Below are 23921 nucleotides of genomic sequence, written 5' to 3'. Positions count from 1 at the left end.
TTATCGTCCATTTCAGCCATGAAGCTCTCCGACTGGGCCCGCAAGCAGGGGGTGAGCTACCTCACCGCCTGGCGCTGGTTCAAGGCGGGCAAGCTCCCCGTCCCCGCCCGCCAGCTTCCCTCGGGCACCATCCTGGTGGAGGAGCCCCGGGCTCAGGGGAGGACGGTCCTCTACACCCGCGTCTCGGGCCCCCACCAAAAGGCGGACCTGGAGCGCCAGGTGGAGCGCCTTCTGGCCTGGGCCAAGGCCCAGGGCCTGGGGGACTACCAGGTGGTGGCGGAGGTGGGGAGCGCAAGCCGCAGGCGGGGAAAGCTCCTTGCCCTTCTGCGGGACCCGGATGTGGCGCGCATCGTGGTCTTGCGCAAGGAAGCCCTCACCGCCTTCGCCTGGCCTCTCCTGGAAGCTGCCCTGCAGGGTTGCGGCCGGAGGTTGGAGGTGCTGGAATGACCCTCACCTTCCACACCCGCCTGAAGGGGCTTACCGCGGAGGAGGAGGCCCTGCTTTCCCGGTACGCCGACCTCATGAGCCGGGCGGAGCGGGCCCTCCTGGCCCTCTCCCAGGGGGGGAGGCTCCCCCTGGCGGCCAAGGACGAGGGGAGGGGATACGACCCCAAGGGGACGATCATGGCCCGCTTTGGCCTCACCGCCCGGCAGTTCAACGGGGTGCGGGTTTCCCTGGAGGGGAAGGTGGAGGCGGCCCGAGAGGGGCGGGCCTACCAGATGCTCCGCCTGCGGGCGGCCATCGCTGGGACGGAAGAGGCCCTCCGGGAGACGGAGGCCAGGCTGGCCAAGGCCACCTCCCCCAAACGGCGGAAGGCCCTGAGGGGACGGCTTGTGGGCAAGAGGCGCCGCCTGGACCTCCTCAGGAACCGCTTGCGGAAGCTGGAGAGGGAGGAGGCCTCGGGGAGGGTGCGCCTTTGCTTCGGTGGGCGGAGGCGCTTCCTGGCCCAGTACCGCCTCCCGGCCCACGGCTACCCCTCCCACGAGGCCTGGCTTGCGGACTGGCGGAGGGCCCGGGCCTCCCAGTTCTTCCTCCTGGGCTCCGCGGAGGAGACCGCGGGCAACCAGACGGCCCAGTTGCGGGAGGAGGGGGACGGCACCTTCTCCCTCAGGCTCCGCCTGCCCGAGGCCCTGGCCCGGGAAAGGGGGGAAGCCCACCTCCACCTCCGGGGGCTCCGCTTCCCCCACGGGGAGGCCCACCTGCGGGAGGCCCTGCGCCTGCACGAGCTGGAAAGGGGCAGAAAACGGAGGGGAAAGAGGAAAGGGGGGCTACTGGCCCCCGCCCTCCACTACCGCTTCCTGCGGCGGGAGAAGGGCTGGTACCTCCACGTGACCCTGGAGGTGCCCGACGCCCCCCTGGTGACGGACCGCAAACAGGGGGCGGTGGGGGTGGATCTCAACCCCGACCGCCTGGCCCTGGTGGAGACCGACCCCCACGGCAACCCCCTGGCCCACCGGGTGATCCCCCTGCCCCTTGGGGGGGAAGACGAGGGGCCAGGCCAAAGACCTCATCCGCCACGCGGCCATGGAAGCCGTGGCCTGGGCCAGGGCCTTGGGGAAGCCCCTGGTGCTGGAACACCTGGACCTGGGAAAGCGCCAAAGGGAGCTACGGGATCTCCCCCCGGAGCTGGCCCGCCTCCTCTCCGGCTTCGCCTACCGCACCCTGCACGCAGCCCTCACCGCCCGGGCCCGGAAGGAGGGGGTGGGGGTGATCCTGGTGCATCCTGCCTGGACTAGCGTGGTGGGCTGGGCCAAGTACGGGGCCCGCTACGGGCTCTCCGTGCATGAGGCGGCGGCCTTGGCCATTGCCCGGCGGGGGCTCTTGGGGGGGCGGGAGAGGCTTCCCGAGGCCCCCGTGGTGCAGACGAGGGAGGGCTACCTGGCCTGCCCCTGGCGACCCGTGAGGAAACGCATGGGGCGGGAGGAGACCCTGAAGTGGCTCAAGGAGACCAAGCGGGCTCTTTGGGCGACCACCTCACACCGCCCGCGCAAGCGGGGGGCTGGGCGGCCCGAGGGCGGCCGATCCCCGGGAGGGATGGGCATGCGCCCCCTGGCCTCTCCCTGGGGGACATTCCCAGGGACGGGAGTCCCGTCCTTCACCGTTGGGGACGGGCGGCATCGGGCACTGCAATAGGTGACAATGCGAAAGACAACGGTATAATGGCGGCGAAGGGGGGCTTAAAATGAAAAGGTTATTGGCTTTTTGCGCCGTTCTTTTACCCTTAGCCTTGGCCCAAGGCGTCACCATCACCTACTGGCAGTACGAGTTCCGCAGCAAGGTCGAGGCCATCAACGAGCTCATCCGCCGCTTTGAGGCCCAAAACCCCGGCATCAAGGTGGTGCATCAAACTTTCCCCTACGATGCCTTCCAGCAAAAGGTAGCTGCCGCCATACCTGCGGGACAGGGGCCGGATGTGGTAAACCTCTACTACGGCTGGGCCCCTACCTGGGTCAAGGCGGGGTATCTGGTGCCCTTGCCGGAGGACTGGACCCGGCGCCTGGACCAAGATTTCGTGGCCATGGCCCAGGCCGCCAAGGTGGGGGGAAAGCTCTACGGGGTTCCCACCGCGGTGCGAAGCCTGGCCCTTTTCTACAACAAGGACCTTTTCCGTCAAGCGGGGATTGCCGGCCCCCCCAAGACCTGGGAGGAGTTCATCGCCGTAGGTCAAAAGCTAACCGTTAAACAGGGAGGGCGCTTCACCCAGATCGGCTACGGCATCGCCCCGGACGGGCAGGATCACCACTTGGTCCGGGAAGTCCTGGTGCGCCAGTTCGGGGGCAGGCCCTACTCCGACGATGGAAAACGGGTCCTCTATCAGGGAGAGGCCGGGCTTAAGGCCCTGAGCTTCTACACCGACTGGGTACGCAAACACGAGATCGGGGTCCCTGGCTTCTTCCCCGGTAACAACGGCTATCGCGATGGGTTCATCGCAGGCAGGATCGCCATGATCATCGACGGATCCTTCGCCATCGGCACCATCCAGCAAGGGGCCCGTTTCAACTGGGGAGTGGCAGAGCTACCCCTAGAGCGACCAGGGGGACGGAAGGCCAACTTCGGCTCCTTCTGGATGCACGGCCTCACCCCATTGGCCACCGGGCCCAAGCGGGAAGCTGCGCTCCGGTTTCTTGCCTTCATCACCTCCGAGGAAACCCAGCGCTACTGGTTGGAAAAAGTGGGGGAGCTTCCCGCCAGCAAAAATCTGATCAGGGATCCCAAGCTCTCCTTACACCCCATCTACGGCCCCTTCGTGCTGAGCCTGGCCTACGCCAAGGCCACCCCCTTTGTGGACGAAGCCGCCCAGCGCAAGGTGATGGTGGACGCCATCAACCGGGTCCTGCTCCAGGGCACGGACCCCGCCCAGTCCCTGAGGCTGGCCGCGGAGGAGGAGCAGAAGATTCTGGATCAGTTCTGGAGGTAGGGTGCGGCTTACCCTGGCCCGGCGGGAAGCCCTATGGGCCTTTGTGTTTTTGGCAATTCCCCTGGCTTTTTTCCTCTACTTCCGCATCCTTCCCACCTTCCAGGCCCTTTGGCTTTCCCTATACGAGTGGCACGCAGACCCCTCCCAGAGGCGCTTTGTGGGCCTCGAACACTACGCCCGGCTCCTCACGGACCCCGTTCTCCGCCGGGCTCTTTTCAACACCCTCCTCTATACTCTTCTGGGAATCCCAAGCCAGATTGCCTTGGGCCTCGTCATCGCCTTGCTTCTCCAGCGGGTACCCTTTGGCCGCGACTTCTTCCGGGCCATCTACTTTGCCCCCTACGTGACCCCGGCGGTGGCCGTGGCCTGGGTGTGGAGCTGGATGCTTTCCCCGCACTTCGGGCTGGTCAACGAGCTTCTGGCCCTTCTGGGAATCCCCCCGCAGCCCTTTTTGCAAAGCCCCAGCCAGGCCCTACCCACCGTGACCTGGGTGGTGGTGTGGCAGAACCTGGGCTTCCAGGTGGTCCTCTTCCTGGCGGGTTTGGAAAGCATCCCCCGGCAGTACTACGAGGCTGCCCGCATAGATGGCGCAGAGGGATGGCGGCTTTTCCGCCACATCACCTGGCCCCTATTGAACCCGGTTCTGGTCTTCTCCGTGGTCATCGGCACCATCGGCTACCTGCAGCTTTTCACCCAGGTGGTGAACCTGAACTTTACCGACCAAGGGGGACCTTTGAACAGTACCCTAACCCTGGCCCTTTACATCTACCAGCTGGCCTTCTTGCGCTTCCAGCTAGGGTATGCCGCAACGGTCACCGTCCTCCTCTTTGCCCTCATCCTCCTGATCACCCTGGTCCAGCTTAAGCTCCTCACCCGGAGGGTGGAGCTATGAAGGCGAAAAACCGCCTTACGGGTTTTCTGGTTCTCCTTTTCCTCTTCTTGGGCGGCAGCGTCATGGTCCTCCCCTTCCTCTGGATGGTGCTCACCTCCTTCAAGCCCTTCCCCGAACTCTTCGAGCTCAGATTCCTTCCCCGGGAGCCCACCCTAGAGAACTACCGGGCGGTCCTTGGGGAAACAGGGTTTATGCGCTGGTTTGGAAACAGCCTCCTGGTGGCCTCCCTCACCACCCTTTCCGTGCTGTTCTTCGATAGCCTCGCAGGTTACACCCTGGCCCGGCTCCGATTTCCCGGGAAGAACCTGGTCTTTATCCTTATCCTCTCCACCTTGATGGTCCCCACGGAGATGCTGGTCATCCCCTGGTACGTGATGAGCGCGGAGAAGGGCTGGATCAACACCTACTGGGGGCTCCTCTTTCCCGGTCTCATCACCGCCTTCGGGGTCTTCCTCATGCGGCAGTTCTTCGAAACCCTGCCCCAGGACCTGTTCGACGCCGGAAGGATGGATGGGCTTTCCGAGTTCGGCGTGTTTTGGCGGATTGGCCTGCCCCTGGTGCGCCCGGCCCTGGCCGCCTTAGGGATCTTCACCTTCCTGGGCAACTGGAACGCCTTTCTATGGCCCCTCATCGTGGTTCAAACCCCGGAGATGCGCACCCTTCCCGTGGGCATCGCCCTTTTCTCCGGGGAAGCGGGCACCGCCTGGAACCTGATCATGGCGGCCTCGAGCCTGGCGGTGCTCCCCGTGCTCCTGGTGTTCTTCTTCTTCCAGCGGCAGATCATCGAGGGGGTAGTCCTCACGGGGGTGAAAGGATGAGGGAGCTCCGGGAAGTTCTAGATCTCCTCCGCCTGCCCCATCGGGGAAGCGCCACGGCCCTCGAGGCCGAGGCCTTCCGCCGCTTGCGTACCTTTTTGGAAGAGCGGGGCCACCGAGTCCGAACCCTTCCTTTCCAGGGGGTCAGAAGCTACGGGTGGGAACTTCTCGGCATCAGCCTCCTCCTTGCCCTAGCTCTCCTTTCCCCTTGGCCACCCCTTCTGGGGGCCTTGGCCTTTTTCCTTTACTTCAACGGGTTTAGGCCTTGGGGCTTCTTTCTGGACCGGCATCCCTCGCAAAACCTCCTCGCCTGGAAGGGGCAAGGGGAAAAGGCCCTTCTGCTTATGGCCCACGTGGACACCGCCAAGACCTTCTTCCTTTACCACCCCAAAAGGGTTCGCCGCTTCCGGGAAAGCTTCCTCTTGAACGCCCTCCTCGCCTTCCTGTCCCCTCTTCTCGCCCTCACCCCCTCAGGTGGCCCATAGGCCTCTACTTCCTGGTCCAGGCCACCCTCCTCCTCCACCGGGAGCTAAGGGCTCCTTACGTGGAAGGGGGCAACGACAACGGAAGCGGGGTGGCCGTGGCCACGGCCCTCTTCCTGGAAACCGAGCCCCCAGAGGGCTGGCGGTTCGGCCTGGCCCTCACAGGGTGCGAGGAGGTGGGGGCCCTGGGGGCCAAGGCCCTGGTCCCGCATCTTCCCCCCGGCGCCCTGGTCCTCAACCTGGACAACGTGGGCCGGGGGGAGCTTTTCTATGCGGAAGGGGAGGGGATGCTCTTTTACTTCCCCTACCGGGGGACGCTTTTGGAGGCGGCCCGGGAAACTCCGGGAGCCCGCCCCCTCCGCTACCGCCTGGCCTACTTTGACACCTTACCCCTGGCGCAAAGGGGCTTTCCCTGCCTTTCCCTGATCCGGCTGGAACAGGGGGTGCCCCCAGACTGGCACTGGCCCACGGATACCTTTGCCCGTCTGGACCCAGAGGCCCTTAAGGACACCCTGCGCTATACCCGCGCCCTTTTGCAAAGGGTCTTCCACGGAGTAAGCTCTTGACAAATGTTCCGCGTGGGCATCCTGACCGTATCCGATAAGGGCTCGAGGGGGGAACGGGAGGACACCACCCACCTGGCCATCCGCGAGGCCTTAAAGGGGGGCCCTTCGAGGTGGCGGCCTACGAGGTCGTCCCCGACGAGCCCCCCATGATCAAGAAAGTGCTGCGGCTCTGGGCCGACCGGGAGGGGCTGGACCTCATCCTCACCAACGGGGGCACGGGGCTAAGCCCCAGGGACCGGACCCCCGAGGCCACCCGGGAGCTTTTGGAACGGGAAGTGCCGGGCCTTCCCGAGCTCATGCGCCTTAAGGGCCTGGAGAAAACCCCCATGGCCGCCCTGTCCCGGGGCGTGGCGGGGGTGCGGGGGAAAAGCCTCATCCTGAACCTCCCGGGAAGCCCCAAGGGGGCGAGGGAATCCTTGGAGGCGGTGCTCCCCGTGCTCCCCCACGCCCTGAGCCTCCTCACCGGCAAGGCCTGGCGGGAGGGGCACCATGAGTAGGGTGCCGGAGGCCTCCGTCTTCCTGGTGGTGGACGAGGCCAAGCGGAAAGCCCGGGAGAAGGGAGTCCGCCTCATCGACCTCTCCATCGGCTCCACCGACCTCCAACCCCCGGAAGAACCTCTAAAAGCCCTGCGGGAAGCCCTTTCCGACCCCAGCACCTACGGCTACTGCCTGAAAAGCTGCACCCTGCCCTTTCTGGAGGAGGCCTCCCGCTGGTACGAGGGCCGCTATGGGGTGCGCTGGGACCCCAGGCGGGAGGCCCTGGCCCTCATCGGCAGCCAGGAGGGTCTGGCCCACCTCCTCCTGGCCCTCACCGAGCCCCATGACCTCCTCCTCCTGCCCGAGGTGGCCTACCCCAGCTATTTCGGTGCCGCCCGGGTGGCTTCCTTAAGGACCCACCTCATCCCCTTGCGGGAGGATGGCCTGGCGGATCTCTCCCAGGTGCCGGAAGCCACCTGGCGGGAAGCCAAGGTCCTCCTCCTCAACTACCCCAACAACCCCACGGGGGCGGTGGCGGACTGGGGCTACTTCGAGGAGGCCTTGGGCCTGGCCCAAAGGCACGGCCTATGGCTGGTCCACGACAACCCCTACGTGGACCAGGTCTATGAGGGGGAGGCTCCTTCCCCCCTGGCCCTTCCTGGAGGGAAGGAGCGGGTGGTGGAGCTCTTCTCTCTCTCCAAGAGCTACAACCTGGCGGGCTTCCGCCTGGGCTTCGCCCTGGGGAACGAGGAGGCCATGGCGCGGCTGGAGCGGGTCAAGGGGGTCATCGACTTCAACCAGTACGCAGGCATCCTGCGCATGGGGGTGGCGGCCCTGAAGACCTCGAGGGAGGTGACCCTGGGCTTCGCCCAAGTGTACCGGGAACGGGCCCTGGGGATGGCCGAGGCCCTGGAGGGGGCCCTCGAGCTCCTCCCCCCCAGGGCCACCATGTACCTCTGGGGTCGCCTGCCCCAGGGGGTGGACGACCTGGAGTTCGCCCTAAGCCTGGTGGAGCGGGGCGTGGCCGTGGCCCCAGGCCGAGGGTTTGGGCTCGGAGGCCAGGGCTTCGTGCGCATCGCCCTGGTGCGCCCCCTGGGGGAACTCAGGGAAGCGGCCCGCATCCTCAAGGAAGCCCTGGACTGATGCCCCTTCCGCCAGGGCTCACCCTTCAGTTGCAACGGGCACGGGCCAAACCCCCTACCCAAGCTCGGGTGAGGCGGCGCTACTGCCAACGCTCCTCCGGAGGCAATCCCAAAAGGCCCCGCTTCACCTCCCCCACCAGGTAGAGGCTCCCCGCCACCACCACCCGATCCGCTAGGGTAAAGGCCCGCTCCAGGGCCTTCAGGGGCTCCTCCTCCACCGAGGCCCCGGGAAAGAGGGGGAGGAGGGCCCTGGGGTCCTGGCTTCTGGGAGAGGCGTAGCGGGTAAGAACCACGGGACCGAGGCCCCTAAGGGCCTCGGCCATGGCGGCGTGGTCCTTCTCCCGGCTGAAGGCGAGGACCAGGGCGGCAGGCAGAAGCCCGTGGCGGTGGAGGGCTTCCCTTAGGGCCCAGGCCCCTTCTGGGTTATGGGCCCCGTCCAACAGGAGCTCCTTCCCCCTAAGCCAGGGAAGCCGCTCCAGCCTGCCCGGATGTTCCACCCGGAGGAGGGCTCTTTCCACCGCCTCCCAGGGGGCCCTAAGGAGCCTCCCTCCCACCGCCGCCAGGACCAGGTTCTCCGCCTGGTGTGGACCCAGGAGGCGGGTGTGGAAGACCCGCTCCTCCCCCCCAAGCCGGAGGCGGAAGGCGAGGCCCGAAGGCCCCATCTCCAGCCCGGCGAGGGCGAAGGCCTCCCCCAGGACCCAAAGGGGAGCCCCCAGGCGGCCCGCTTGGGCCCGGAGCTCCTCCAGGCCCTCCCCCCGGGCGGCGGTGAGGGCCGGCACCCCCTTGCGGAAGATCCCCGCCTTCTCCCGGGCCACATCCCTTAGGGTGGGGCCCAGGACCTCTAGGTGGTCGTGGCCGATGTTGGTCACCACGGAAAGCTGGGGCTCCGTGGCGTTGGTGGCGTCAAAACGCCCCCCCAGGCCCACCTCGAGGACCGCAAACCCCACTCCCTCCCGGGCAAAGTGGAGGAGGGCGAGGGCGGTGGCCACCTCAAAGAAACTGGCCCCAAGGGCCTCCGCCTGGGGGCGGATCTCCTCCAAAAGGACACAAAGCGTCTCTTGCCCTATGGGCCTACCCTGGATGGCGACCCTCTCTCGGAAGTCCACCAGGTGGGGGCTGGTGTAAAGCCCTACCTTCAGACCCGCCTCCCCCAGGACCGCCGCCAGGGCCCGGGCTGTGGTGCCCTTGCCGTTGGTCCCCCCGATGAGGGCCACGGGGTAGGCCTCCTGGGGGTTGCCCAAACGGGCAAGGAGGGCCCGGATGCGCTCCAACCCCGGCTTTACCTGGCCCTGTCGGGCGTAAAGCCAGGCCAAAGGTTCCATCTACCCCTTAAGGGCTGCCTTGCAGGTGGGGCAGAGGCCCTTGTAGGTGACCTCCACCTCCCGTACCTCCAGGTGGGGGTAGGCCTCCTGAACCGGGGTGAGGAGGTCGGGAAGGGCCACCTCCAGGTCCACGATGGCCCCGCACCCCCGGCAGACCAAGTGCAGGTGGGGGTGGAGGTTGGCATCGTAGCGGGTGGCCTCCCCCGCCTTGGTGATGGGGATGAGGTAGCCCTCCTCCACCAGGGCCTCGAGGGTGCGGTAGATGGTCCCCAGGCTCACCTTGGGCACCACCTTGCGCACCTCCTGGTAGATCCAGGCGGCGTCGGGGTGGTTGTGGGCCCTCTTCACCACCTCCAAAACAGCCTTGCGCTGGCGGGTCAAGCGCTTAAGCGCCATCTCCCCTACTATACCCCAGGCCGGGGGAAAACTCCAGCAAACCTATCGGGTTTGGGCAAGGATCTCCCGCCCTCCCTGTTCCAACACGTCCTGGGCCAGCTCCAACCCCAGCTCCTCCGCCTCGGAGGCGTCGCCCTCGATCTCCGCCCGGATAAAGCTCCTGCCGTCGGGGGTGAGGACCATCCCCTCGAGGAGAAGGGTGCCGTCCTCCTCCACCTGGGCCAAGGCCCCCACCGGGGCCAGGCACCCGGCCCCAAGGCCCTTCAAAAAGGCCCGTTCCGCCCGCACCCGGTCGTGGGAAGGGTGGTGGTGAAGGGCATAGCAGAGCTCCTCCGCCAGGTCATCCCCCTGGCGCACCTCCAGGGCCAAAGCCCCCTGGCCGGGGGCAGGGAGCATCACCTCGGGCTCCAGGAACTGGTCGATGCGGTTGCGCAGATCCAGCCGGATGAGTCCCGCCGCCGCCAGGATGATCCCGTCGTACTCCCCATTCCCCAAGGCAGCCAGCCGGGTGTCCACGTTGCCCCTCAGGTCCTTCACCACCAGGTCCGGACGGAGGGCCAAAAGCTGGGCCCTGCGCCTTATGGAGCTCGTTCCCACCACGGCGCCTTCGGGAAGGTCCTCGAGGCGCTTGTACACCTTACCCAAGAAGGCATCCCGGGGGTCCTGCCTGCGGGGTATGGCGGCGATCTTGAGCCCCGGGGGTTCCTCCGTGGGGAGGTCCTTCAGGGAGTGCACGGCGATGTCGATTTCCCGGGAAAGAAGCGCCTCCTGAAGCTCTTTAACGAAGATGGCCTGCTCCATGGGGTTCGCCCCCTGGTCCCCCGGGTCTTAATGGTCTTCACCTTGAACTCCGCCTCGGGCCAGCTTTCCTTAAGACGCTCCACCACAAAGCGGGTCTGGGCCAGGGCCAAGGCGCTGCCCCGGGTTCCCACCACGATGACGCGCATACTTTCCCATACTACACGAGAACCCGGGGCCGGGCAGCCCCTATTCCAAGGCCAGGCCTAAAGGATCCTCCAGAAGCTGGGCCAGATGGCGGCAGAAGCGGGCGGCCTCGGCCCCGTCTATAAGCCGGTGATCGTAGGTGAGGCCGTAGGGCATGATGAGCCGGGGCTGGAAGGCTTCCTTCTCCGGGTCCCACACCGGCTTCATCTGGGAACGGGAAACCCCGAGGATGGCCACCTCCGGCCAGTTGACGATGGGGGTGAAACCGGTGCCACCGATCCCCCCCAGGTTGGAGAGGCTGAAGGTGCCCCCCTGCATCTCCTCCGGGGTGAGCTTCCGCTCCCGGGCCCGTTCGGAGATCTCCTGAAGCTCCTTGGCCAGGCGCAGAACCCCCTTTTGGTCCACATTCCGGATCACCGGTACCAGAAGGCCATGGGGGGTGTCCACCGCCACTCCGATGTGCACGTAATCCTTGTAGATGATCTCTCCCTTTTCCGCATCGATGGAGGCGTTGAACTTGGGAAAGGCCTTCAGGGTCAAGGCCAGGGCCTTGAGAAGGAAAGCGGTGAGGGTGAGCCTAAAGCCCCTTTCCTCCGCCCGCTTGGCGTAGCGCTTTCTTAAACCCTCCAGCTCGGTGATGTCTGCCTCGTCGAAGTGGGTGACCATGGGCACCTGGGCCCAGGCCTGGGCCATGGCCCTCGAGGTGGCCTTGCGCACCCCGCTCATGGGCTCGGTGCGCACCGGGCCCCAGCGGCTGAAATCGGGGAGCTTGGGGGCCGGGAGGGGGCTTATGGCCTCCGCCGGCAGGGAAGGGGGAACCTGGCCTGCGGCCCGCCTCACATCTTCGGCGGTGATGCGCCCCGCAAGGCCTGTACCCCTCACCTGGCGGATGTCCACCCCCAGCTCCCGGGCCAGGCGCCGCACCGAGGGAGCAGCCGGGATGAGCCGGCCTTCCTCCTGCCCTGCCGGGGCTGGCGAAGGGCTGGGGGTTCCTGAAGGAGGCGCTGCCTGGACCTTCTCCTCCCTGGGTGGAGGGGGCACCTCCTGGAGCGAGGGAACCTCTGCCTCCCCAGCCTCCAACTCCAGGAAGGGCTGCCCGGGGCGCACCTCCTCCCCCACCTTCACCAGAACCCGCTTCACCACCCCCCCCGCCTCAGCGGGGACCTCCATCACCGCCTTATCGGTTTCCAGTTCCAAAAGGGGGTCCCCCGGGGCCACCCGGTCCCCCTCCTTTACCAGCACCCCCACCACCGTGGCGGCGCTCACGTTATCGCCCAGTTCGGGAAGCTTCAGCTCCATCTTGCCCTCCAGAATACCCCTTACCTCCTGTGGGGCGGGGTTTCCAAAAGCTCGAGCCCAAGCTCCTTCCGGGCCTTGGCCAGGGTCTTGGCCGGCACCTTGCCCTCCTCGGCCAAAAGGGCGAGGGCCGCGTAGGCGATGTGCCGGGCATCCACCTCAAAGAAGTCCCTGAGGGCCTCCCGGGTATCCGAGCGGCCAAAGCCGTCCGTGCCCAGGGCGCAGAAGGGCCGGTCCAGATACCCTCGTATGAGGTTGGGCAGGGCCTTGAGGTAGTCGGTGGCGGCCACCACGGGGCCCTGGTGGTCCTCCAAGGCCTCGGCCACATAGGGCTTGCGGGCCTTCCCCAAAAGCCTCCGTTCCCTTTCCGCCTCTATGGCGTCCATGTAGAGGGCCTTGTAGCTGGTGGCGCTCCACACATCCGCCACCACCCCGTAGCCCTGAAGGAGCTCCTGGGCCTTCACCGCCTGGGGCAGGATGGGCCCCGAACCCAGAAGCTGCACCCTGGGGCCCTCCCCCTCCCCCGGACGGAAGAGGTAAAGGCCCTTGAGAATCCCCTCCTTCACCTTCTCCCTGGGCTCGGGCATGGGGGGGTGGGGGTAGTTCTCGTTCTCAATGGTGATGTAGTAGAAGACATCCTCCCCCTTGGCGTACATGCGTCTGAGGCCGTCCTCGAGGATCACGGCGAACTCGTAGGCAAAAGCGGGGTCGTAGGCCAGGAGGTTGGGGGCGGCCAGGGCGTAGATGTGGCTCTGCCCGTCCTGGTGCTGCAAACCCTCCCCTTCCAGGGTGGTCCGCCCGGCGGTGGCCCCAAGGAGGAAGCCCCGGGTGCGCTGGTCGGCCGCCGCCCAGACCAGGTCCCCGATGCGCTGGAGGCCGAACATGGAATAGGTGATGAGGAAGGGGATGGTGGGGATGCCCCAGTGGGCGTAGGCGGTACCGGCGGCGATGAAGTCCGCCATGGCCCCGGCCTCGGTGATGCCTTCCTCCAGGATCTGCCCTTCCCGGCTCTCCTTGTAGGCGGTGAGGGTGCCGGCGTCCACGGGGATGTAGAGCTGCCCCTGGGGGGAGTAGACCCCCACCTGGGCGATGAGGGCCTCCATGCCGAAGGTGCGGGCCTCGTCGGGCACGATGGGGACGATGAGCTTGCCGATCTTGGGGTGCCGGAGAAGCTTGGCCAGGATGCGCACGAAGGCCATGGTGGTGGAGATCTCCCGTCCCCCAGAGCCCTCGTAGAACTCCTGGAAGAACTCCTCCCCGGGCACCTCCAGGCCCCCGGTAAACCGCACCCGCCGCTCAGGGACAAAGCCCCCAGGGCTTGCCTTCGCTCCAGGAGGTACCTCACCTCGGGGGAGTCCGGCCCAGGATGGTAATAGGGGAGCTCGGCGAGCTTCTCCTCCGGGATGGGAATGCCCAAGAAGGCCCGGGCCTCCTTCAGGTCCTCCTCGGTGAGCTTCTTCACCTGGTGGGCCACGTTCTTGGCCATGGCCGTGGGTCCCATGCCGTAGCCCTTGATGGTGCGGGCCAGGATGACCACGGGGCTTCCCCTGTGCTCCACCGCCGCCTTGTAGGCGGCATGGATCTTCACCAGGTCGTGCCCACCCCGGCTTCGGGTGAGCTCATCCAGCTCCTCGTCGCTCATGCCCTCGATGAGCCGCTTGAGCTCGGGGGTGTTGAAGAAGCGCTCCCGTAGCTCCTTGGCCCCGAAGGCGGCGTAGCGCTGGCTCTCCCCGTCCACCAGGGCCTCAAACCGCCTAAGAAGGTGGCCCTCCTTATCCTTGGCCAAAAGCCGGTCCCAGGCGGAGCCCCAGACGATCTTGATCACCCGCCAGCCCGCACCCCTATAGAGCCTTTCCAGCTCCTGGATGATCTTGGAGTTGCCCCGCACCGGCCCGTCCAGGCGTTGCAGGTTGGCGTTCACCACGAAGACGAGGTTATCCAGGTTTTCCCGGGCTGCCAGGTGCAAGGCCCCCACGGTCTCGGGCTCGTCGTGCTCCCCGTCCCCCAGGAAGGCCCAGACCTTGGCGCTGCTTTTGGGCTTCAGGCCCCGGTCCTCCAGGTAGCGCATGAAGCGGGCCTGGTAGATGGCCTGGATGGGGCCCAGGCCCATGGACACCGTGGGAAACTCCCAGAAGCCCGGCATGAGCCAGGGGTGGGGGTAGCTGGAAAGGCCCCGGCCTTCCGGCACCGGAGGGTGCACCTCCCGGCGGAAGTTCTCCAGGTCCGCCTCGCTTAGCCTTCCCTCCAGAAAAGCCCGGGCGTAGATGCCGGGGGAGGAGTGGCCTTGGAAGAAAACCAGGTCCCGGTCCAACCCCGCCTCGGGCCCGCGGAAGAAGTGGTTGAACCCCACCTCGTAAAGCTCAGCGATGGAGGCGTAGGTGGAGATATGTCCCCCGATCCCCTCCGCCTTCTTGTTGGCGCGGGTGACCATCATGGCCACGTTCCAGCGGAGGATGTTGACGATGCGCCTCTCCAGCTCGAGGTTCCCGGGATAAGGGGGTTCCTGTTCCTTAGGGATGGTGTTCAGGTAGGGGGTGGAGAGGCGGTTTTGCGGGGAGAAGCCCTGTAGGTAAAGGAACTCGTCCAGAAGGCGCAAAAGCTCCTCCACCCTGGCGAAGCCTTCCACCCGGAGCACGTACTCCAAGGACTCCCGCCACTCCCGGTTTTCCTCCTCCCTGAACCGGGCCAGTTCCTCTGGGGAAAGGGCCTCTAAGGCCTTCCTCAGCGCATCCGCGTTCACCACCTTCATCCTCCCCCTTTACGAAAACTACACTACACCGACTCCCCTTCCCAGTCTGGGATGGGGGAGGACCTTTGTCCAATAGAAAAGCCTGGGGCTTGCTGATAAGCTGATCCTATCATGGACCTGCGCCGCCTGCGGCTATTCCTTCTTCTGGCCGAGGAGAAGAACTTCCACCGGGCGGCGGAAAAGGCCTACCTCTCCCAGCCCGCCCTTTCCCAGCAGATCCAGACCCTGGAGCAGGAACTCGGGGTGAAGCTCCTGGAACGTAGGCCCTTCCGCCTCACCCCGGCGGGGGAGGTGCTGGTGCGGGAGGGCCGACAACTTTTGCAGGAGGTGGAGGCCCTAAAGGCCCGGGTGCGGCGTGCCAATCGGGAAGAACTCCGCTTCGGGGTTCCGGAAAACCTCCTTCCCGACCTCATGCCCCTTCTGGACCACCTGCGCCGGGGCTTGGGCCAGCCGGTGGAAATCCTGGAGATGCACACCCCTGAGCAAGTAAAGGCCCTCAAGGAAGGCCAGCTGGACTACGGCCTGGCGGGGCTTCGGGTGGAGGACCCCATGATCGGCCACGAACCCCTCCTCCAGGTGCCCATCGTGGTGGCCCTGCCCGAGGGGCATTCCCTGGCCTCGAGGGAACGGGTCCCCCTTAAGGCCCTCAAGGAGGAGCCCTTCCTCCTCCTCCCCAAGGAAACCCTGCCCCCCCTTTACGAGGCCTTCATGGAGGTGTTCCGCCGGGCGGGTTTCACGCCCCGGGTGGCCCGGGAGGTGGCCCGGTTTTCCCAGGCGGTGAGCCTGGTGGCCGCCGGGGTAGGGGTCTACCTGACCCTGGCCCCCTACCGGGTCTTTCCCCATCCCGGGGTGGTGCTCAAGCCCCTGGAAGAAGAAGCCGCCTTACAGGTCTCCCTCATCTACCGCCTCACTCCCCCACCCCCCAGGCTTCTGGAGGTGCGGGAACTCCTCCAAGCCCTGGTCTTCTAGGCCTGCAGGCCAGGGGCATCCGCCTCCCCCCAGGCCAGCTCCACCAGGCCGATAAGCTCCTCCACCGGCAGGCCGTAGTCGCGGGAAAGGCGGGTGATCTCGTGCCCCAGCCTTCTCAGATGGGCCAGCTGGGAGGGGCTGGCCTCCCGCGCCAGGTCCAAAAGCCAGGAAAGAAGGGTTTCCGCTTCCTCATCGGTGAGGCCGTCGGTGAGGGCCTCATCCTCCAGAAAGAGTGCCGCCGGGTCTTCCCTCATCGCCTCCTTAGTATCTCCTCTTGCCGCACAAAACCCAACCGGCGCACCAGGGCCTCCAGGTAAGCGGGATCCTGGACCGCCCTCACCTCGGCCTCGAGGCGGGCCACCCGGGCCTCCGCCTGGCGCAGGACTTCCTCCAGCCTGGCCCGCTCCTGGGCGAGCTCGTACGCCCTGACCCCCTCCTGCCCCAAAAGGAAAAGGGCATGGGCCAAACCTAGGGCGAAGGCCAGGTGCAGGATGCGGTAGATGGGCCGGTCCAAGATGGGTCCATTATACCGTGGACAACCCGTGGCCTTGGAGAAGGGTATGGCATAATGGAAGAACCTGGAACTTTACCTAAACCTGGGGAGGACTCTCTGAGAAAAACCCTTCCCAAAAGGAGAGGGAAAGTCTATACCACCTTTTACCCAATTTGGGTGTTGCATTTGCACATGGCCCGTGTATACTGGAACTGAAAGGAAGGAGGAGCCATGCCAAGGATGAGGGAAAAGGAGAACTACCGGGCGCGGCTAAAGGCGGTGGGGCTCAGGCACACCCTGCCCCGGGAGCGAATCCTAAGCTACCTGGATCGCAAGAACGTCCACCCCACCCCCGAGGAGCTCTACAACGGCCTCAAGAAGCGGGGCTACGACATCGGCCTTTCCACCGTATACCTGAACCTCCACGTCCTGCGGGAACACGGCCTCATCTACGAGTTCCGCGACCCCAAGGGCCTGACCCGCTACGACGGCTACAACGAGCCCCACGTGCACCTGGTCTGCACCTCCTGCGGTAAGGTGGAGGACCTCCTCTTGAAGAACCTGCCGGAGCTGGACCTCTCCCAGGCGCAAAAGGCCGCCGCCGAGAAGTCTGGCTGGGCTCTGGAGAACTTCCGGCTAGAGTTTCGGGGGCTTTGCCCCAACTGCCAGGAGTAAGGGTTCTATGGGCTCCCACCCTGCCCGGAGGCAGGGTGGGGCTTTTTTAACCTTCGCTCAGCCCTTGGGCCACTTTTAGAACCGTCCTCACCCCAAACCCCGTGCCCCCCTCAGGACCCAGGGCATGGGCCTTTTTGGCAAAGGCCGGCCCGGCGATATCCAGGTGCACCAAAGGCACCGAAACGAACTCCGCCAGGAAAAGGGCCGCGGTGATGGCCCCGCCGTTCCGGTCCCCCACGTTCTTAAGATCGGCCACGGGGCTTTTCAGCTTCTCCCGGTAGGCCTTCTCCAGGGGTAGGGGCCAGACCTTCTCCCCCGCCATCTTCGCCGCCTCCTCCACCCGCTTTCCCCAGGTTTCCTCGGTGGCGAACAGGGCGGCCACCTCCTCCCCCAGGGCCACCACCGCCGAGCCCGTGAGGGTGGAAAGCTCCAGGATCCGCTTGGCCCCCTGGCGTTCCGCATAGGCCAGGGCATCCGCCAGGGTGAGCCTTCCTTCAGCGTCGGTGTTCATCACCTCCACCGTCTTCCCGGAAAGGGTCTTGAGCACATCCCCAAGCCGGTAGGCCCGGCCCGAAACCATGTTCTCGCAGGCGGCGATGTAGCCCCGGATCTCCACGGGAAGGCCCAAGAGGGCGGCGCTCTTGATGGCCCCCAGGACCGCGGCTCCCCCGGCCATGTCCCCCTTCATGGTGGCCATACCCTCCGTGGGCTTGAGGGAATAGCCCCCGGAGTCAAAGGTGAGCCCCTTGCCCACCAGGTCCAGCCTCTCCCGAGCGCCCTCGGGAGTGTAGCGCAGAGCGATGAAACGGGGCGGGTTCTCCGACCCCTGGGCCACCGCCAGGAAAGCTCCCATGCCCAAAGCCTGGATGGCCTCCTCGTCCAACACCTCCACCTCTACCCCGAAGGCCTTAAGGGAAAGGGCCGCCTCCGCCAGGGCCTCCGGGGTGAGGACGTTGGGAGGCTCGTTCACCAGATCCCGGGCCCAAAAGACCCCTTCCGCCACCTTCTGGGCCCTCTCCAGCTCCTCCGGTCTGGCCCCGGAAAGCTGGATGGCCACGGGCTTTTCCTCCCTGGAGCCCTTATAGCGGTCAAAGCGGTACGCCCCCAAGAGAATCCCTTCCGCCAGGGGGTAGGCCTCGAGGGTCTCCACCAACACCTCGGGGAAGGAAAGCTTGGAAAGAGCCTGGGCCAACCTTCCCCCCGTGGCCCGGGGATCCTCGTCCAGGCCGAAGAGGAGGAAATGCCCCTCCAGGGTGGAAAGCAAGAGGTTCTCCCCCGCCTCCCCCTTGAACCCCGCCTGGGCCATGGCCTGCCTTAGAACCCCTCCTAGCCAGGCGTCCAAGACCTCCCCTTGAGGGGTAAGCTCCCCCTTCTTAACCCACACCACCTTCAAAGGAGCCTTCCCCTCCGCCCACGTGGCCTCTAAAGCATGCAAGGTGATCACGCCTGGAAGATACCACGCCCCCGTGGCAGAATGGGAGGGATGCGGCTTCTTTTGCTCGCCAAGCAGGTGGCCCTGGGGGGTTCGGCGGCCCTCGAGGGGGTGATGATGAAGGCTCCCTGGGCCTGGGCCCTAGCGGTCCGCCTTCCCAACGGCCAAATCCACGTGGAGCGCCACGAGGAACCCGCCCTAAGCCAGCGCTACCCCTGGGCCAAGCTCCCCCTGATCCGGGGGGTGGTGGCCCTCTGGGATGCCCTTTCCATAAGCTACCGGGCCCTGGCCCGAAGCGCCGAGCTGGTGGGAGGCGAAGAGGAAATGCCCAAGGGGGCCCTGTGGGGCACGGTGGCGGTGAGCCTCCTCATCGGCATTGCGCTTTTCATCGTGCTTCCCGGCTTCCTTTCCGGCCTTCTAGTGGACCCCGCCCGCCTTCCCCTCCTCTATAACCTCCTAGCGGGCCTCATTAAGGTGGGGCTCCTGGTGAGCTATCTGCTCTTCATCGGCCGCATGCCCGACATCCAGCGCTTCTTCATGTACCACGGCGCCGAGCACAAGGCCATCCACGCCGTGGAAAAGGGGCTTCCCCTCACCGTGGAAAACGTCATGACCCAGCCCCGCTTCCACCCGCGCTGCGGCACCACCTTCCTCGCCTTCGTCATCGTGGTCTCCATCCTGGTCTACAGCCTCATCCCCGCCCCGGAGGTGCTCTGGTGGCGGCTACTGGCCCGGGTCCTCTTCCTGCCGGTGGTGGCGGCCCTGGCCTTTGAGCTCCTCTACTTCTCCGCCCGGCACAACGATCCCGTTTCCCTGTTCTTGAGGGAGTTGGGCTTCCGCTTCCAGGCCCTCACCGTGGCCGAGCCCACCCCGGAGATGGCGGAGGTGGCCATAAGGAGCACGGAGGCCGCCCTGGGCGAACGGGTGGTGGCATGAGCAAGAAGGTTCTGGTAGCCATGTCCGGGGGCGTGGACTCCTCCGTCTCCGCCTACCTGCTGAAGGAGGCGGGGTACGAGGTGGTGGGGGCCATGATGCGCTTCTGGCCCGAGGAGCCCCCAAGGCCTACCCTGGATATCCCCCATAAGGGACGGGCCTGGGAAAGCTGTTGCACCCCCGAGGCCGCCTACGAGGCCCGCAGGGTGGCGGAGATCCTAGATATCCCCTTCTATCTCTTGGACTACCGGGAGACCTTTGAGGAGGAGATCATCCAACCCTTCCTGAAGGACTACGCCCAAGGCCGCACCCCCAACCCCTGCGCCCGCTGCAACACCTTCGTGAAGTTCGGCGCCCTCCTCAAGCAGGCAAGGCGCCTGGGCCTGGACCATGTGGCTACCGGCCACTACGTGCGCCGGGAGGGGGAAAGCCTTCTTCGGGGAATAGACCCCCTGAAGGACCAGAGCTACTTCCTCTGGGGAACTCCTAAGGGGGTCCTTCCCCACCTCCTCTTCCCCGTAGGGGGGATGACCAAGGCTGAGGTGCGGGCCCTGGCGGAAAGGGCCGGGCTTCCCACCGCCAGGAAGCCGGAAAGCCAGAACCTCTGCTTCGTGGCCGGGGACCTGAAGGAGTTCCTTAGGGAAAGGCTCAAGGTCCGCCCCGGTCCCCTGGTGGACGCTCTCACCGGGGAGGTGGTGGGGGAACACCAAGGAGCAAGCCTCTACACCATCGGCCAGCGAAAGGGCCTCGGCCTGTCCAAGCCCCACCTGGAGCGGTACGTGGTGGGGTTGGACCCCAAGGCCAACGTGGTCTACGTGGGGCCAAGGGAGGCCACCCTTTGGCTTGGGCTGGAGGGGGAGGAAGCCAACCTCCTGGCCGAGCTTCCTGAGGAGGTGGAGGTCCAGGTACGCTACCGCACCCCTCCCGTAAGGGCCAGGGTGGAGTCCTTAAGCCCTTTGCGCCTTCGCTTTGCCACCCCGGTCTTCGCCGTGGCCCCGGGGCAGAGCGCTGTGTTCTACCAGGGGGAGAGGCTTTTGGGGGGCGCGGTGATCCGCCTGGGGCTTTACAACCTGGCGGGCCTCGAGGGGAAGCCCCAAGCGAACGCCTTGACCTTCTCCTGACAAAGGGCTGCCAAAGTGCGGGTGGGAGGTTTAGGATGCGACGGCTAATGGCAACAGTTTTGGGTGCGTTGGCACTAGCGGCTTCGGCATGGGCACAAAACACCATCACCCTGGTGGGGGCAGGGGCCACCTTCCCCTACCCCCTGATGGCCAAGTACGGGGACGAGTACACCCGGCTCACCGGGGGCAAGGTGCGCATCAACTACCAGTCCATCGGCTCCGGCGGGGGTATCCGGCAGTTCCTGGAGCAGACGGTCCACTTTGGCGCCAGCGACGCCCCCCTGAGCGACGAGGTCATGAAGGATGTACGCACCCGCTTCAAGACCAACGCCCTCAACATCGGGTATGCCCTGGGGGCGGTGGTCCCGGTCTATAACCTTCCGGGGGTGCGGGAACCCTTGCGCTTCACGGGACCCGTCCTGGCGGACATCTACCTGGGCAAGATCAAGACCTGGAATGACCCTGCTCTGCAGGAGCTCAACCCCAACGTGAAGCTTCCTCCCCTGCCCATCACCGTGGTGCACCGCTCCGACGGCTCTGGCACCACCTACGTCTGGGTGGACTACCTTTCCAAGGTTTCCCCCGAGTGGGCCAGCAAGGTGGGGCGGGGCACCAGCGTCCAGTGGCCCGTGGGCGTGGGAGGCAAGGGCAACGAGGGCGTGGCTGGGGTGGTCAAACAGACTCCTGGGGCCATAGGCTATGTGGAGGTCACCTACGCCAAGCAGAACAACCTGAGCTATGGGGCCGTGCGGAACAAGGCGGGGCGGTTCATCCTGGCAGACCTCCCCAGCATCAAGGCTGCCGCCAACGTGCCCCTTCCTGGGGATATGCGGGTTTCCATCACCGACACCTCCGAGCCTGGCGGTTATCCCATCGCCAGCTTCACCTACCTCCTCCTTTACGAGGATCTCTCCGCCAACAAGGCGGTGAAGAGCGAGGCGGAGGCCAGGGCCCTGGTGGAGTTCGTGAAGTGGATCCTCACCGACGGACAGAAGTACAACGAGCCCCTCACCTACGGGGCCCTGGCCTCCGTGCCCCAACAGCGGGCCCTGGCCCTCCTCTCCCGGGTCACCTACCAGGGCAAGCCCATCGGCAAAGAGATCACGGGGCGCTAGAAACACCCTTGCCCCAGGGGTGGCCTTTTCCCGGGCCACCCCTTATCTTGAAAAGGGGTTGCCCATGAAGCGGCTGTACACCCATTTCGGCGACCGGATCTTTGCCTGGGCTCTCCTTCTCCTGGCCCTGGGCGTGGCGGCCTTGGCCCTGCTTATGGCCTACGAGCTCTACCAGGGGGGAAGCCTGGCCCTGAAGCGCTTTGGGCTTTTGGGGTTTGCCCTGGGTAGGGAGTGGGACCCTGTGATCCAGAAGTCCTTCGGGGCCTGGCCGTACATCTTGGGCACGGTGATCGTGAGCCTCTCCGCTCTTTTGCTCTCCTTTTTCCCCGCCCTGGCCGCAGCCATCTTCGCCGCCGAGTACGCCCCCAGGTGGCTCGCCCAGGTGATCAACTTTCTTCTGGACCTCATGGCCGCAGTGCCCAGCGTGGTCTACGGGCTTTGGGGCATCTTCGTTTTGGCCCCCTGGATCCGGGATCAGGTACAGCTTCCCCTCTACATGTGGGCGGCGGAGCATGCGCCCTGGTTGGTGCCCATCCTGGGGGTGCCCACGGGATACGGGCTGATGACCGCCGTTTTAATCTTAGCCTCCATGATTGTCCCCTACACTGCCGCCTTAGCCCGGGATGCCATCGCCCTGGTGCCCAAGGAGCATCGGGAGGCCGCCTACGCCTTGGGGGCTACCCGCTGGGAAGTGATGCGCATGGCCATCCTTCCTTTAGCCCGGGGCGGGATCATCGCCGGGGCCTTTTTGGCCCTGGCCCGGGCCGTGGGGGAAACCATGGCGGTCACCATGGTCATCGGCAACTCCCACAAGCTCCCCTACACTCTCTTTGGCGGGGCAGCCACCATGCCCAGCGTGATCGCCAACGAGTTCACCGAGGCCGTGGAGGACCTGCACCTTTCCGCCTTGATCGCCGTGGGCTTCCTTCTCTTCTGGGTTTCCATGGCGGTGAACTTCGCAGCCGCCTACATCCTCCGGCGCCAGGAGCGCCTGGTCAAGGGGGTGCTGTGATGCTTCCTACCGGCAACCTGAGGAGCCTGGAAAAAAACCTGGCCCTTAGAGCCCGCTACCGCAAGGAGCGCTTCATGATGGCCCTGGTGGGCCTGGGTACGGGGCTTGCCTTCCTCATCCTGCTTTTGGTGCTGGCCTACGCCTTAAGCCAAGGAGCAGGCGCCCTTAACCTGGATTTCTTTCTTAAGGACATGCGGCCCCCCGGCGAAACCGGAGGGGGGCTCAGGCAAGCCATCGTGGGTACCTTGATCGTGGACGGGCTGGGACTTCTCATCGCCTTGCCCTTGGGCCTGGCCGCCGGGATCCTCCTGGCAGAGTATCCCGACCACCCGGTGAACCCGTACCTCCGCCTCCTCTCCGACACCTTAAACGGCATGCCCGCCATCCTCTTTGGGCTTTTGGCCTTCATCCTCATCGTAAAGCCCATGGGAGGGTTTTCGGGCCTGTCGGGGGCCTTTGCCTTGGGCTTCCTCATGATCCCCATCCTGGCCCGGAGCACCGAGGGGGTGCTCAGCCTGGTCCCCAAGGAGATCCGTGAAGCCGGCCTGGCCCTGGGGCTTCCCCGCTGGCGGGTAATCCTTTCCTTGGTCCTGCCCACGGCCCGGGCCGGGCTCATCACGGGGGTTCTTCTGGCCTTCGCCCGGGCGGCAGGGGAAGCAGCACCCCTCCTCTTCACCGCCTTTGGCAGTCCCCTCTTGGAGCTAAACCCTCTTAAGCCCATGGACACCCTTCCCCTGCGGCTTTTCGCCTTTGCCATCAGCCCCTACGAGGACTGGCACCGCCAGGCCTGGGCTGCGGGGCTGGTGCTCTTTGGGCTCATCACCCTGACGAGCCTGCTGGCTCGGTGGGCCTCGAGGAGGAGGTTCTAGATGCTACCGAAAACCAAGGAAACCGTGGGCACCCACATGGAATCCAAAGGGCTAGTAGTCCGCTACGGAAACCGGGTGGGTGTGGGGGTCGGGGGCGGGGTAAACCTCCCCATCTACCGCCACCGGATCACCGCCCTCATCGGTCCTTCTGGGTGTGGGAAGACCACCTTCCTGAGGGCCCTAAACCGCATGCACGACCTTACCCCCATTGCCCGGGTAGAGGGCGAGGTCCTCCTGGACGGGGAAAACATCTATGCCCCCGGGGTGGACCCGGTGCTGGTACGGCGGCGGGTGGGGATGGTCTTCCAAAAACCCACGGCCTTCCCCACCATGTCCATCTACGACAACGTAGCGGCGGGGCTCAAGCTGGTGGGCATAAGGGACAAGCGCCGCCTGGACGAGGCGGTGGAAAGGGCCCTGCGGGGCGCTGCCCTGTGGGACGAGGTCAAGGATCGCCTGCGCACCCCGGCGAGCGGTCTCTCCGGAGGACAGCAACAACGCCTCACCATCGCCCGGGCCCTAGCGGTGGAGCCGGAGGTCCTGCTTATGGACGAGCCCACCGCCAGCCTGGATCCCATCTCCACCCAGGCCATAGAGGACCTTCTCCTCTCCCTGAAGGAGCAGGTAACCATCGTCATCGTGACCCACAACATGCAACAGGCAGCCCGGGTTTCCGACTACACCGCCTTCTTCCTCAACGGGGAGATGGTGGAGTTCGGCCCCACGGAAACCCTCTTCACCAAACCCAAGGATCCTCGCACCGAGGCCTACATCACCGGCCGTTTCGGATAAACTCTAGGGC

The 23921-nt window shown here is 65.8% G+C and carries 20 protein-coding genes and 5 pseudogenes; 17 read left to right on the top strand and 8 right to left on the bottom strand.

Features of this window, described 5'->3' with window-relative positions; genetic code table 11:
* The first annotated feature begins 18 nt into the window (after positions 1-18).
* The 9 genes and pseudogenes from EBI04_RS10135 to EBI04_RS10100 all read left to right on the top strand — a co-directional run bounded on the left by EBI04_RS10135 (position 19) and on the right by EBI04_RS10100 (position 7793).
* Positions 19-447, top strand: a complete 429-nt coding sequence (locus EBI04_RS10135) for a recombinase family protein (RefSeq protein WP_135257359.1) — start codon at positions 19-21, stop codon at positions 445-447.
* 1077 nt (positions 448-1524) lie between these two features.
* Positions 1525-1677: pseudogene (locus EBI04_RS14005) on the top strand (hypothetical protein); the annotation flags it as partial.
* Positions 1678-1701: 24 nt separating this feature from the next.
* The gene (locus tag EBI04_RS10130; protein WP_240695283.1) at positions 1702-2133 is read left to right on the top strand and encodes a hypothetical protein; all 432 of its coding nucleotides are present in this window, start codon (positions 1702-1704) and stop codon (positions 2131-2133) included.
* 49 nt (positions 2134-2182) lie between these two features.
* Positions 2183-3418, top strand: coding sequence for a sugar ABC transporter substrate-binding protein (locus EBI04_RS10125; protein WP_135257357.1), 1236 nt, complete (start codon positions 2183-2185; stop codon positions 3416-3418).
* Between the two features lies 1 nt (position 3419).
* Entirely contained in the window at positions 3420-4310 is an 891-nt protein-coding gene (locus EBI04_RS10120) for a carbohydrate ABC transporter permease (RefSeq protein ID WP_135257356.1), read from the top strand.
* The gene (locus EBI04_RS10115) at positions 4307-5128 is read left to right on the top strand and encodes a carbohydrate ABC transporter permease (protein ID WP_135257355.1); all 822 of its coding nucleotides are present in this window, start codon (positions 4307-4309) and stop codon (positions 5126-5128) included. Before EBI04_RS10120 ends, EBI04_RS10115 begins: the two co-directional genes overlap by 4 nt.
* Positions 5125-6173 (top strand): annotated as a pseudogene (locus tag EBI04_RS10110) (M28 family metallopeptidase). The gene EBI04_RS10115 and the pseudogene EBI04_RS10110 overlap by 4 nt, the downstream one beginning before the upstream one ends.
* Positions 6174-6176: 3 nt before the next feature.
* Positions 6177-6670: pseudogene (locus EBI04_RS10105) on the top strand (MogA/MoaB family molybdenum cofactor biosynthesis protein).
* Positions 6663-7793: an aminotransferase class I/II-fold pyridoxal phosphate-dependent enzyme gene (locus EBI04_RS10100; protein WP_135257354.1), complete on the top strand. Its 1131-nt coding sequence runs from the start codon at positions 6663-6665 to the stop codon at positions 7791-7793. The pseudogene EBI04_RS10105 and the gene EBI04_RS10100 overlap by 8 nt, the downstream one beginning before the upstream one ends.
* A 79-nt stretch (positions 7794-7872) precedes the next feature.
* Here the strand turns inward: EBI04_RS10100 and EBI04_RS10095 are convergent, their stop codons facing one another.
* The 5 genes and pseudogenes from EBI04_RS10095 to aceE form a co-directional block, all read right to left on the bottom strand.
* Entirely contained in the window at positions 7873-9114 is a 1242-nt protein-coding gene (locus EBI04_RS10095; protein ID WP_135257353.1) for a bifunctional folylpolyglutamate synthase/dihydrofolate synthase, read from the bottom strand.
* Positions 9115-9510, bottom strand: coding sequence for a manganese-dependent transcriptional regulator PerR (gene perR / locus EBI04_RS10090; protein WP_135257352.1), 396 nt, complete (start codon positions 9508-9510; stop codon positions 9115-9117). It abuts the gene before it with no gap.
* Positions 9511-9552: 42 nt separating this feature from the next.
* Positions 9553-10457: pseudogene (hemC, locus tag EBI04_RS10085) on the bottom strand (hydroxymethylbilane synthase).
* Positions 10458-10497: 40 nt separating this feature from the next.
* A complete protein-coding gene (locus EBI04_RS10080) occupies positions 10498-11754 on the bottom strand; it encodes a 2-oxo acid dehydrogenase subunit E2 (protein WP_135257351.1) in 1257 nt (418 codons plus the stop codon).
* 20 nt (positions 11755-11774) lie between these two features.
* Positions 11775-14500, bottom strand: a pseudogene (gene aceE, locus EBI04_RS10075) (pyruvate dehydrogenase (acetyl-transferring), homodimeric type).
* Positions 14501-14611: 111 nt separating this feature from the next.
* On the opposite strand from aceE, the gene EBI04_RS10070 reads away from it, so the two are divergent.
* Positions 14612-15469, top strand: coding sequence for a LysR family transcriptional regulator (locus EBI04_RS10070; protein ID WP_135257350.1), 858 nt, complete (start codon positions 14612-14614; stop codon positions 15467-15469).
* Here EBI04_RS10070 and EBI04_RS10065 read toward each other — a convergent pair.
* Both EBI04_RS10065 and EBI04_RS10060 read right to left on the bottom strand, forming a co-directional pair.
* Positions 15466-15723 (bottom strand): hypothetical protein, encoded by a 258-nt coding sequence (locus EBI04_RS10065; RefSeq protein ID WP_015716056.1) that lies wholly within the window; start codon positions 15721-15723, stop codon positions 15466-15468. The genes EBI04_RS10070 and EBI04_RS10065 overlap by 4 nt on opposite strands.
* Entirely contained in the window at positions 15720-15983 is a 264-nt protein-coding gene (locus EBI04_RS10060) for an FtsB family cell division protein (RefSeq protein WP_206202032.1), read from the bottom strand. The genes EBI04_RS10065 and EBI04_RS10060 overlap by 4 nt, the downstream gene beginning before the upstream one ends.
* A 210-nt stretch (positions 15984-16193) precedes the next feature.
* Here EBI04_RS10060 and EBI04_RS10055 point away from each other — a divergent pair, with 210 nt between their 5' ends.
* Positions 16194-16637 carry a Fur family transcriptional regulator gene (locus tag EBI04_RS10055; protein WP_015716054.1) on the top strand — a complete coding sequence of 148 codons (444 nt, stop codon included), beginning with the start codon at positions 16194-16196 and terminating at the stop codon, positions 16635-16637.
* A gap of 46 nt (positions 16638-16683) precedes the next feature.
* Here the strand turns inward: EBI04_RS10055 and EBI04_RS10050 are convergent, their stop codons facing one another.
* Complete coding sequence (locus EBI04_RS10050) at positions 16684-18081, bottom strand: leucyl aminopeptidase (protein ID WP_135257348.1); 1398 nt, start codon at positions 18079-18081, stop codon at positions 16684-16686.
* 39 nt (positions 18082-18120) lie between these two features.
* Between EBI04_RS10050 and EBI04_RS10045 the strand changes: the two genes are divergently transcribed.
* From EBI04_RS10045 to pstB, 6 genes are all read left to right on the top strand, one after another.
* Positions 18121-19005: a DUF1385 domain-containing protein gene (locus tag EBI04_RS10045; RefSeq protein WP_167481940.1), complete on the top strand. Its 885-nt coding sequence runs from the start codon at positions 18121-18123 to the stop codon at positions 19003-19005.
* Entirely contained in the window at positions 19002-20123 is a 1122-nt protein-coding gene (gene mnmA, locus EBI04_RS10040) for a tRNA 2-thiouridine(34) synthase MnmA (RefSeq protein ID WP_135257346.1), read from the top strand. The genes EBI04_RS10045 and mnmA overlap by 4 nt, the downstream gene beginning before the upstream one ends.
* Positions 20124-20158: 35 nt before the next feature.
* Positions 20159-21238 carry a phosphate ABC transporter substrate-binding protein PstS gene (pstS, locus tag EBI04_RS10035; RefSeq protein ID WP_135257345.1) on the top strand — a complete coding sequence of 360 codons (1080 nt, stop codon included), beginning with the start codon at positions 20159-20161 and terminating at the stop codon, positions 21236-21238.
* 64 nt (positions 21239-21302) lie between these two features.
* A complete protein-coding gene (gene pstC, locus EBI04_RS10030; protein ID WP_240695282.1) occupies positions 21303-22250 on the top strand; it encodes a phosphate ABC transporter permease subunit PstC in 948 nt (315 codons plus the stop codon).
* Positions 22250-23119 carry a phosphate ABC transporter permease PstA gene (gene pstA / locus EBI04_RS10025; RefSeq protein ID WP_135257343.1) on the top strand — a complete coding sequence of 290 codons (870 nt, stop codon included), beginning with the start codon at positions 22250-22252 and terminating at the stop codon, positions 23117-23119. Before pstC ends, pstA begins: the two co-directional genes overlap by 1 nt.
* Positions 23120-23911: a phosphate ABC transporter ATP-binding protein PstB gene (pstB, locus tag EBI04_RS10020; RefSeq protein ID WP_135257342.1), complete on the top strand. Its 792-nt coding sequence runs from the start codon at positions 23120-23122 to the stop codon at positions 23909-23911.
* Positions 23912-23921: the final 10 nt, after the last annotated feature.

Origin of the sequence: Thermus caldilimi (assembly GCF_004684245.1) — a bacterium.
Lineage (GTDB): Bacteria > Deinococcota > Deinococci > Deinococcales > Thermaceae > Thermus > Thermus caldilimi.
Note: the sequence above shows the minus strand (reverse complement) of the source record. Positions and strands in the feature narration are given on the sequence as shown.